The organism is Caballeronia sp. ATUFL_F1_KS39 (assembly GCF_023630985.1).
Lineage (GTDB): Bacteria > Pseudomonadota > Gammaproteobacteria > Burkholderiales > Burkholderiaceae > Caballeronia > Caballeronia zhejiangensis.
The window spans coordinates 46,749-54,400 of record NZ_JALQDZ010000053.1 but is presented as its reverse complement, the minus strand read 5'-3'; the positions used below and the strand labels follow the sequence as shown (position 1 = coordinate 54,400).

Annotated in this window: 8 protein-coding genes; 5 read left to right on the top strand and 3 right to left on the bottom strand. The window is 62.8% G+C overall.

What is annotated here, in order from left to right; all coding sequences use genetic code 11:
- Positions 1-1,054 precede the first annotated feature (1,054 nt).
- On the bottom strand, positions 1,055-1,945 hold the full coding sequence (locus tag NCR93_RS26895) for an IclR family transcriptional regulator (protein WP_008345979.1): 891 nt from the start codon (positions 1,943-1,945) through the stop codon (positions 1,055-1,057).
- Positions 1,946-2,068: 123 nt separating this feature from the next.
- On the opposite strand from NCR93_RS26895, the gene NCR93_RS26890 reads away from it, so the two are divergent.
- The 3 genes from NCR93_RS26890 (at position 2,069) to NCR93_RS26880 (ending at position 4,909) form a co-directional block, all read left to right on the top strand.
- Positions 2,069-2,923, top strand: coding sequence for a sulfite exporter TauE/SafE family protein (locus tag NCR93_RS26890; RefSeq protein ID WP_175981954.1), 855 nt, complete (start codon positions 2,069-2,071; stop codon positions 2,921-2,923).
- Positions 2,920-3,207, top strand: a complete 288-nt coding sequence (locus tag NCR93_RS26885; protein WP_175981952.1) for a DUF1634 domain-containing protein — start codon at positions 2,920-2,922, stop codon at positions 3,205-3,207. The genes NCR93_RS26890 and NCR93_RS26885 overlap by 4 nt, the downstream gene beginning before the upstream one ends.
- 88 nt (positions 3,208-3,295) lie before the next feature.
- Positions 3,296-4,909: an FAD-dependent monooxygenase gene (locus tag NCR93_RS26880; RefSeq protein WP_175981950.1), complete on the top strand. Its 1,614-nt coding sequence runs from the start codon at positions 3,296-3,298 to the stop codon at positions 4,907-4,909.
- On the opposite strand, the gene NCR93_RS26875 is transcribed toward NCR93_RS26880, so the two are convergent.
- Positions 4,906-5,730 (bottom strand): class I SAM-dependent methyltransferase, encoded by an 825-nt coding sequence (locus tag NCR93_RS26875; RefSeq protein ID WP_175981948.1) that lies wholly within the window; start codon positions 5,728-5,730, stop codon positions 4,906-4,908. The genes NCR93_RS26880 and NCR93_RS26875 overlap by 4 nt on opposite strands.
- A 160-nt stretch (positions 5,731-5,890) precedes the next feature.
- Between NCR93_RS26875 and NCR93_RS26870 the strand changes: the two genes are divergently transcribed.
- Both NCR93_RS26870 and NCR93_RS26865 read left to right on the top strand, forming a co-directional pair.
- The gene (locus tag NCR93_RS26870) at positions 5,891-6,637 is read left to right on the top strand and encodes a glucose 1-dehydrogenase (protein WP_008345970.1); all 747 of its coding nucleotides are present in this window, start codon (positions 5,891-5,893) and stop codon (positions 6,635-6,637) included.
- Between the two features lie 98 nt (positions 6,638-6,735).
- Positions 6,736-7,368 (top strand): LysE family translocator, encoded by a 633-nt coding sequence (locus NCR93_RS26865; RefSeq protein WP_250532307.1) that lies wholly within the window; start codon positions 6,736-6,738, stop codon positions 7,366-7,368.
- Positions 7,369-7,373: 5 nt separating this feature from the next.
- Here NCR93_RS26865 and NCR93_RS26860 read toward each other — a convergent pair whose 3' ends face one another.
- Positions 7,374-7,628, bottom strand: a complete 255-nt coding sequence (locus NCR93_RS26860; RefSeq protein ID WP_144403779.1) for a hypothetical protein — start codon at positions 7,626-7,628, stop codon at positions 7,374-7,376.
- Positions 7,629-7,652: the final 24 nt, after the last annotated feature.

The following is a 7,652-nucleotide window of genomic DNA, read 5'->3' as shown; positions in this document are numbered from 1 at the left end:
CGGCGGTGCGCCTCGCACCTTGAGATAGTAGTTCTGCCTGCCCGTGATCCAGCGCGCGAGGGCGGTGGATCGCTTTGTTTGTGCTTCCATTCGGATTCCCTGCATCGAGATGCTGTCAGGCCATGGCCTGATAAACATTCCTATCTAATCGGGCGCATACGGATTCAGCGCACGACCGGCGAAACGTAGGCGGGAATTATTTCGAGAGGAAGCAAAAAAAACCCTTAGGCCAAAGACACTGCCAAGAAGCAGCAATACAAGGTCGGATTTCTCTTAAAATGATTTCGCGCAGGTGCGACGCATAATTACATCGCTGGCGCGTGGTAGCGCCAGTCAGGACTCGGCGGTTTTGAAGACACTCTGCACCCGTGAGCCCGCGCAATGCCGGCTGACGTTCGTCGCGCTCTTTCGACATGGAGCGCAGCTAGACCACGTGCGCCATCTGACCAACGGCGCTCGATGCTTTGTCGGGCCTAAGAGCGGGACGTGGCAGAGAACCCGCGAGGGTTGTTGGCAATGGTGTAGCGTCCCGGTCTTCCAACCCTGTCATTGTTCCCGCCCGCCCCCAACTGGGAGACAGGGGGCGGCTCCGGGTTTGTCCAAAACAGGAGCTAGACCGGTGCTACATCAAAAACAATCGGCAGTCTCACACGCATCCTCACGGCGACAACCTTCCTCAGCGTATTCCGAGCCTTCTACACTCGATCCACGTATCGCTGCCATGCGACTGCTGTTTCGCACGCTTAAAAGAACCGTCGACACGATGCGCAACCATGAAGACAGTCTTTATGAAATGCGCGACGTAACAAGCGCGGCTTGTCTCAGGACCGAACTTGGCGGAATGCGCGAAAGCGTCGATGCGGCGTTTTTGCTCGACACTCCTAGTGTCTACCAATGTGTACGCTCGCGGTATTCGACGGTCGAGAAATTCTTTTAATATTAAACTCGTAGATCAGAAAACTTACTTTCTTTGCAGCAAAGAAAGTGACCGCCGCCCCGCACAGGGGCAGTGCTAATAGACCAAAAAGAAAACGGGATCCGGCGAGAGAAAACCTCAAGCACTCGCAGCGCGCCCCACAGTACGATCCCCCTCAGAAGGCCGATAATTCAGCCGCATGGAAAGCTCGACGGCAGCGCCACATACCTTCGCGACAAGCCGCGCTTTCTCATCATCGGCGCCGATATCCGACCGCGGCACGGTCGCCGCCACCGCCGCGACGATCGCGCCGGAATGATCCCGCACGGGCGCAGTAACGACCGAAATCCCCCGCTCGAACGATGCTTCACTGAGCCCATACCCGAGCGAAGCACATTCTTCCACGCGTTCGTAAAGCTCCTCGATAGTCGCGGGCGTCCGCTCCGTATACTTCTCCAGTTGAGCCTCGGGATAAAGCGCCTTCAGCGCGGCCATCGACAAATCGCCCATCAGCACATGACCATGCACGGTCGCATGAGCAGGAAGACGCGTACCGACATGCACCTTCACCGAGCTGAACAGCGGCTCATGACTCTGCGCTTTCGCGACGAACACGACATCGCGCTGATCGCGGATCAGCAGATGCGTCGAAAGTCCGGTCGCATCGCGCAGACGTTCGAGAATCGGCGTGCCGAAATCGGTCAGCTCCAGCGAGTTGACGTACTCAAACCCAAGCCGCAGCACGGCGACGCCGAGCCGGAAACTACGATCGCCGTTCACGCGTTCGAGAAAGCCCAGCGCTTCGAGCGTTTGCAGCAGACGGAACGTCGTCGTGCGCGGAATGCCGATGCGCCGCGAGAGCTCCGGCGCGGCCAGCACCGGCTCGCGCGCCGAGAATTCGGCGAGGATGCGCAAGCCGCGTTCGAGGCCCGGCACGAGATAGCTGGAACCGCCGCCAGATGACGCGTCCTCATCCGTCGTGTCGAGAGTCTCCGCCTGAATGTCTTCCTGTTTGCTTCGTCGGGCCATGTTGGCTGTCGTTGTCGTCGTGCAATGGGCAATCATAGCGCGAGACCATGCATCGTCGGCTTTTGCGGCTCGATATAACATGTTATATTGATTCCTTGGCGATACCTCACCGATGCTTTGACGATGAGCTTCGAAGCCACATTCTGGCTCTTTTGCACGGGCCTGGGCGCGAGCGCGGCGGGCGGCATGCTGGGCATGGCGAGCGGCCTGTTCATCGTGCCCATCCTGACGATGTTCTTCCATATCGACATGCACGCCGCCATCGGCACGAGCATCGTGTCGGTGATCGCGTGTTCCTGCGGCGGCGCGGCCGCGTTTCTGCGCGGCGGTCTGACGAACGTGCGGCTCGCCGTCGTACTCGAAACCGCCACGACGCTCGGCGCGCTGACGGGCGTGTTCGTCGCGGGCGTCGTACCGGTGGCCGCGCTCGATTTCCTCTTCGCGGGCGTGCTGCTGGTGTCGGCGTGGCAGATGTTCATCCGCCGCGAAGATCCGGCGGGCACGTCGAGGCCGATTCCATCGAACGGACTCGCCGCCGCGCTCGGCCTCCATTCCAGCTATCCCGACAGAACCTTGCGTCGCGACATCCCTTACGAAGTGCGCCGCGTGCCCGTCGGCCTCACGTTGATGTACGCGGCAGGACTCGTTTCCGCGCTGCTCGGCATCGGCAGCGGCATCCTGAAGATTCCGGCGATGGACAACGCATTGCGTCTGCCGATCAAGGTATCGACGGCGACGTCGAACTTCATGATCGGCGTCACGGCCGCCGCGAGCGCGAGCGCGTATTTTCTGCGCGGGGAGATCGTGAGCGCGATCGCGGGACCGGTCGCGCTCGGCTCGGTGATCGGCGCGATCGCGGGCGCGCGCGTGCTGATGAAAGTGCGCGGCGAGCGCCTGCGCCTGCTGTTTCTGTCGATGCTGCTGCTCGTCGCCTGTCAGATGTTCATGCAAGGCATCGGTATCGATCTGCTGCGATGAAAGACCTCACGCCGAAAACGCTCGATCGCCTGCTCGCCGGTTTTCTACAGTGCGGCACGTGGGCCGCGTGCGCGCTGATCGGCGCGGGTCTCTTCGCCGGCACGAAACTTCTGACGGCGGGCGTCGCGCTCTTCATCTTGCTGCCGGTGCTGCGCGTCGTGCTGATGCTCGCCATGTTCGCGCGGCAACGCGATTTCCTCTACGCGACGATCGCCGCGACCGTGCTTCTCGTGATCGCGGCGGGCTGCGCGATCGGCATGCGTCTCGGGCCGCTCGCCGGGTGATGCACATCGCCACGAGCGCGCATTCGCGGTTATTCTCCCTGACGGCAGTCGATGACATTCGCCGGTTTCCTCAGGAGAAACACGCATCATGTTCGATTCGACCGATGTGCTGATCGCCGGTGCGGGGCCCGTCGGCCTCATGCTGGCTGCCGAACTGCGCCGCGATGGCGTGAACGTGCGCATCATCGATGCACACGACGAGCGCGCGTTTTTCGTGAAGGCGCTGGGCGTCACGGCGCGCACGCTTGAGATTTTCGAGGGTATCGGCATCGCGCGCGACGCGATCGATGCGGGCGTGTGGCTGACCGGCGCCGACACGTATCAGGACGGCGCGCCCGCGTTCAGCGCCGAAGTGCCGCGCGCCGGGCTGCCGTACGGCGCGCTCTCGCTCGCGCAGTTCGAGACGGAACGCATTCTCGAAGCGGCGCTCGCGCGCAACGGCGGGCACGTCGAATACGGGGCGACGCTCATCGATTTCAGCGAATCGGCCGATGCCATCGACGCATGCGTACAGGACGCATGTGGCGAGAGCCGCACGGTTCGATGCCGCTGGCTCGTCGGCTGCGACGGCGCGCGCAGCACGGTGCGTCGTCACCTGAACGTCGCGTTCGAAGGAGATCAGTATCCGCAGACCTTCATGCTCGCCGATGTCGATGTCGACTGGAATCTGCCGCGCGGAAGGATGTATCGCTTCAATGTGTCGGGTGAGGACAGGGCCGCATCGACGACGCTCGCCGCGTTGCCGGTGCGCGGTTCGGTGCGTCGCTATCGTCTGTCGATGGTCCTGCTTCCCGACGATGCCGCCAGACACGCGCCGAACGCCACGCCCGCTTTCGACGAGATCGAGCGCATCATGCTGCCGGTCCTGCCGAAGGGCACGCGGCTTTCGTCGATGCGCTGGTCGTCGGTGTATCGCGTGAGTCACCGGATCGCGCAGCAGTATTCGCGCGGCCGCGTGTTTCTCGCAGGCGATGCGGCGCATATTCATCCGCCCGTCGGCGGGCAGGGCATGAACACGGGCTTGCAGGACGTCCACAATCTCGCGTGGAAACTCACGCTCGCGTCGCGCGGTCTCGCGAGTCAGACGCTGCTCGACAGTTACGAAGCGGAGCGGCGGCCAGTCGGGCTCGATGTCGTCGAATCGACGAGCCGCGCGCTGAACACGGTTCTCGCGCACGGCGAGATCAAGCCCGCGATGCGCGAGACGCAATTGCTGGTGAGTTATCGCGGCAGCAGCTCGATAGTTGCAGACGAAACCATCGACATGACGCCCGAATTGCCCGCGCCCGGCGATCGTGCACCGCAAGCCGGCGGTCTCGTGGAGGCGTTCATCGGTCATGCGCAGCGCTTGCACGATCATCTCGGACGCGGACGTCACACGCTCATCGGCCATATCGATGACGATGCCGATGGCGCACGCGTCGCCGCGTTCGCTGCAACGGTCGATGCGTGGCGCGCCGCACTCGGCACGGCGGCGAGCGCGGTGCTGATCGTGTCGCCGGACGTTGCGAAGGCGGCGTCGTTCGTGCCTGCGTGTGAAGCGTATCGGACGTTGAGCGACGAAGCGCGCGAATTCGCCGATGCCTTCGGCGCGAAGAACGGCATGGCGTGGGTCGTGCGGCCGGACGGACATATCGGTTATAGAAGCGCGCGTTGCTCGCCGGATGCGTTGATTGCATGGCTCGGACGCGTGCTCGGTTAGCGCCGGATTTCGATGACGTGCGCCTGAATCTTCCCGTCCGGATAGTCGGAGCCGACGCGCGCGGCGATGGCTTGCGCGCATATCGATGTCGCTTCGTCCAGACTCGCGCCCGCACGCGATTCGATCTCGTTGCGCAACGGTGTGCCCTGGCAATAGGCGAGCGCGACCTCTTGCGCCGACGATGCGCGGCTGCGTCGCGTGACGGTTTCGAAACGCGGCATCGCGTCGAAGCCCGCCGATGCGAGGTCGCGTGAGATCGCTCCGCGATCGAAGTAGCCGTGCGGCGTGCGCTTCATGAAAAGCGGCGGATCATCGGGAAAGAGATGGCCGAGTGCATCGGTGATCGTATTGGCAAACGCGTTCTCTTCGATGCGATCCCATATGTTAAAGAGCAGCGCGCCGCCCGGCCGCAGCACGCGACGCGCTTCTGCGAAAGCCGCGGGCTTGTCGGGAAAGAACATCGCGCCGAACTGACAGACGACGATATCGAAGCTTGCATCGTCGAAAGGCAACTGCAACGCGTTCGCCTGCCGCCATGTCACGGTGCGTCCGATGGGCGTCGTCGCGGCGCGATCGAGCATCGCCTGATTCAAATCGGTCGCGACGATATCGACATGAGCGGGCAATGCAAGCGCCATCGCGCGCGTGACGGCGCCGGTGCCCGCTGCCGTTTCCAGCACGCGCGATGGAGCGAGCGCCGCCGCGCGCGCTGCAATATCTTCGGCGTAGGGCGCAAAGAGCATCGGCACGAGAAGCCGCTCGTAAAGCTCGGGAATCTGACCGGCGAACTGAACGTCCGTGCGAGGCATAGTCGTATTCATGCGCCGTCTCCGATCGATTATTCGCGTGAGGCCTCAAGTCTTTTCACTCTACGCTGCTTTATCGCCTTGGCGGAGATGGCTACATTTCATCCTGTCGCGCCGCTCTTGCAAAACGCAACGGCGCATCCGGGCATTAAATAACCTCTTCAAGGATTCCATCATGAGCAAACTCGCAGGCAAGGTCGCGGTCGTCACGGGCGCATCGAAAGGTATCGGAGCCGGGATTGCAAAGGCGCTCGCGGCAGAAGGCGCGTCGGTCGTCGTCAATTATGCGAGCAGCAAGGCGGGCGCGGATGCAGTCGTCGCGGAGATCACGGCATCGAACGGCAAGGCGATCGCCGTGGGCGGCGACGTGTCGAAAGCGGCCGATGCGCAGGGCATCGTGAATGCGGCGATCGAGACCTACGGACGCCTCGATATCCTCGTGAACAACTCGGGCGTCTATGAATTCGCCGCGCTCGAAGAGATCACCGAAGAGCACTTTCATAGACAGTTCAATATCAACGTCCTCGGCACGCTGCTGACGACGCAAGCCGCCGCGAAACACCTCGGCGAAGGCGCGAGCATCATCAACGTGAGTTCGGTCGTGACGCGTATCACGCCGCCGACGAGCGCGGTCTACAGCGGCACCAAAGGCGCCGTCGATGCGATCACGGGCGTGCTCGCACGCGAGCTGGGCGCGCGCAAGATTCGCGTGAACTCGATCAATCCGGGTGTCGTCGTGACCGAAGGCACGCATAGCGCGGGCATCATCGATTCCGACTTCGACAAGGCCGCGCTCGCGCAAACGCCGCTCGGACGTCTCGGTCAGCCGGACGATATCGCATCGATCGCGGTGTTCCTCGCATCCGACGACGCGCGCTGGATGACCGGCGAAAGTCTCATTGCAAGCGGCGGCATGCGTTAAACACGAAGTGTATCGACGGGCGACGCCGGTTCCGTATCTGGCGTCGTGGAAAACCGCGCGGGAGAATGCATCGACATTATTTCCGCCGGAGTCCGTCGATGCCTCATACGCCGCAACTGTTCGCTTTCGCCCTGGTCGCGCTCGGCATGGCGCTCACGCCAGGGCCGAACATGGTCTATCTGATCTCGCGCTCGATCTGTCAGGGCCGCAGCGCAGGACTCATCTCGCTCGGCGGCGTCGCGCTCGGCTTCGTGGTCTACATGCTATTCGCGGCGTTCGGCATCACCGCGCTCCTCATCGCAATCCCGTTCGCCCATGACGCGTTGCGCTTCGGCGGCGCGCTCTATCTGCTCTATCTCGCGTGGCAGGCCGTGAAGCCCGGCGGACGCTCGCCGTTTCAGGTGCGCGATCTGCCGATCGACAGCCCGCGCAAGCTCTTCACGATGGGCTTCGTCACCAACCTGCTGAATCCGAAGATCGCGGTGCTGTATCTGTCGCTGTTGCCGCAGTTCATCGATCCTTCGCACGGCGGCGTGCTCGGCCAGTCGCTCGTGCTCGGCGTCGTGCAGATCATCCTCAGCATCACCGTCAATTCGATCGTCGCGATGACCGCCGGAACCATCGCGCTCTTTCTCGCGCGCAAGCCCGCATGGCTGCTGATCCAACGCTGGCTGATGGGCACCGTGCTCGCCGGCCTCGCGTTGAGAATGGCGACCGAAGCGCGCCGCTGATCCTTTCAGCCGGGATGATCCGTATACACGCGTCCGAGCAGGTCGTCGTATTCGTCGCGACGCGCGGCGACGATCGCCCGCAGCATCCGGATGAACGCGTTGCCATCCTCGAAGTGCTGCACGAGCACGCGCGCCGTGCGCAGCGATATGAATTCGGTCATGGGTCGCGACGGCTCGTCGTCGATCCTGAAGCTGAACCGATGCACCTCCACGGACGATACTTCCGACGGTACTTCGTGGGAGAGGATGGTGGCCCGCATTTGCGCTTCCTTCATCGTTCTTGT